Source organism: Fulvivirga aurantia (assembly GCF_009711475.1).
GTDB lineage: Bacteria > Bacteroidota > Bacteroidia > Cytophagales > Cyclobacteriaceae > Fulvivirga > Fulvivirga aurantia.
On the sequence record NZ_SMMD01000362.1, the window covers coordinates 1 to 2,036 of the forward strand.

2 protein-coding genes and 1 tRNA gene are annotated in these 2,036 nt (G+C 39.9%); all 3 read right to left on the minus strand.

Annotated elements, in window-relative coordinates:
* Positions 1–444: 444 nt before the first annotated feature.
* A tRNA-Pro gene (locus E1176_RS01850) sits at positions 445–519 on the minus strand.
* 252 nt (positions 520–771) lie between these two features.
* A complete protein-coding gene (locus E1176_RS01855; protein ID WP_155208875.1) occupies positions 772–1,098 on the minus strand; it encodes a GIY-YIG nuclease family protein in 327 nt (108 codons plus the stop codon).
* Positions 1,099–1,293: 195 nt separating this feature from the next.
* Positions 1,294–2,036, minus strand: a 743-nt coding sequence (locus E1176_RS01860) for a carboxypeptidase-like regulatory domain-containing protein (protein WP_246205912.1), incomplete at its 5' end; no start/stop codon positions are given.

Consider the following 2,036-nt stretch of genomic DNA (forward strand, 5'->3'; position numbering starts at 1 on the left):
CTTTCTACCTTTACCCAATGAGCAGGAAGCCCCCGTTAGCGCGCGTTTCAGTACAACGGCAACGCGTGTAAATGTTCTCACCCAAAGCTAGGCTGTAGTACTTATCGGCCAGTATTCGAAACTGGCGCAAGATTTCCACTTGTGGCTTCTGTGATGTTTTTTGTACTTATTTGATTGACTGCTACCTCGAAGTGGTTGAGTAAGAGAATAAGTAATCAGAGATAAGAAGGATTTTACTTCGTAAGTCATGCACACCTCATTGGTAAGGCCTTATTACATAAATTGCACAAGTTGTATCGACAGTGTGAAGCTGAAATTTCCTCTGCAATAGCCTTACTAAGCCTTGAAGGCTTGGTAAGGCTTGGTAAGGCTCAGATGGATCACACACTTCGAGCTGTGAAAAACGAAAAAAGGAAGACATTGGGTCTTCCTTTTTTCATTTTGTCGGGATGACTGGATTCGAACCAGCGGCCCCCACTACCCTAAAGTGGTGCGCTAACCGGGCTGCGCCACATCCCGAATAAAGTATTGAGAATACTGCTTACGGATATAAGTCTTATTTCTTGTTTTCTTTAATAGAAGTTCAAACTTAATGGCTTGTCCTTTATTTTCAAATGGTCTCTTAAATATTAATTTCCAGGACCTTTATATCTTGAGTACTATCCTCATTATAATCACTTAAACGATTCTTCAGATCATTGGTATGACCATCATTCAAAGTGGTAAGCTAATCCCGACTTGTCGTACTCGTTTTTAGAAATTTTAGGCTAATTAGCGACTAGTAATTTCAAGATGCGGAGGCCATTGCATTATATCTTGATTAAGAAAGCGTTTAGCTGGGTTAATAGATTCTATCAAACTTATTTTCTTATCTCTTCTCCAGTCTTTTATTTCCTTTTCCCTACAAATTGCTGAATAAGCAGACTGATGCCTTTCGTAGTACAAAAGATTGTAGCAATAATACCTACCGGCAAAAGTCTTATTAATTCCTCTGTTTAAATAATGCTCTACCAGTCGTTGCTCTAAATCATTGGTCATCCCTGTATATAATACAGTTTGTTTCGGGTTGGTGAGAATGTAAACAAAGTAGTTTCCCATCGAATTATTGTTTTAAGACATTGTGTATAAATGGTAAAGATTTCTCCACTGCGTTACTAAATGACGTTTTAATATGAGAAACATTTTCTATTTAACAGTATTAAAACTCAACAATCGACAGTCTCTAATCTCATAATTAGTCATCCCGCAGGGATCTTTACCATCAATAAAAAACAAAATTAAACTACCTACCTGCTACTTCTTCTTAAGCGATTTGAAGAACCGGGCCCAGTTGAATGGGTTCAGCAGTGGGTTGGGTCTTGGGCCGTATTTGTCATACTGGTTTTGGGTCCAGTTGTCGAGGTAGTAGCGGTGGTTCATGGTGGCGTCCATTGGGGTGGAGCGCAGCATCAAAGCCAATAACTCGTCATTTAGATTCTCATTATTTACCGGCTTATCGATGGGTAGATTTAGCGCTATTACCGCCTCTTTGAAAATTTCTTCGGTTGGAAAAGGCATAATTTCAACAGTCTCAAGGAAGGTGGTATCTGAGACCAGCTCGATGATTACTGTGATGTTATCACTCTCGTGATCAGGTATTTTGTAATACTGCTTTTCGTAACCGACCGAGCTTATCACCACTTCATCGCCAACTAGCACTGGCATAGAAAAATAACCAACGCGGTTGGTCGTTGTTCCTCTACCAGCTTTTGGCACATAGATGTGTACACCCGGTATACCGGAAACGCTGTCTTCACCTAATACTACACCGGAGAGCTGCAGTACACGTTGTTTACCCTGGGCTGCTGCCTCTTTTGTGGTAACAAACTGTGCCGAAATGACTACCAGAAGTAGAACAAAAATTCGCTTTATAACTGCACTATGACTTTTCAACGTATAAATCAATGTATCGGACCTCGAAGGTATCAATTGAACGATAATTATCCTTACAATGTTCGTTATTTCTTTTAATTTTGATACTGCGCCTTCAATAGCTA

Bases quoted from the DNA above. Each gene is read 5' to 3' on its own strand.
- E1176_RS01855 (WP_155208875.1), bottom strand. From the start codon at position 1,098: ATGGGAAACTACTTTGTTTACATTCTCACCAACCCGAAACAAACTGTA.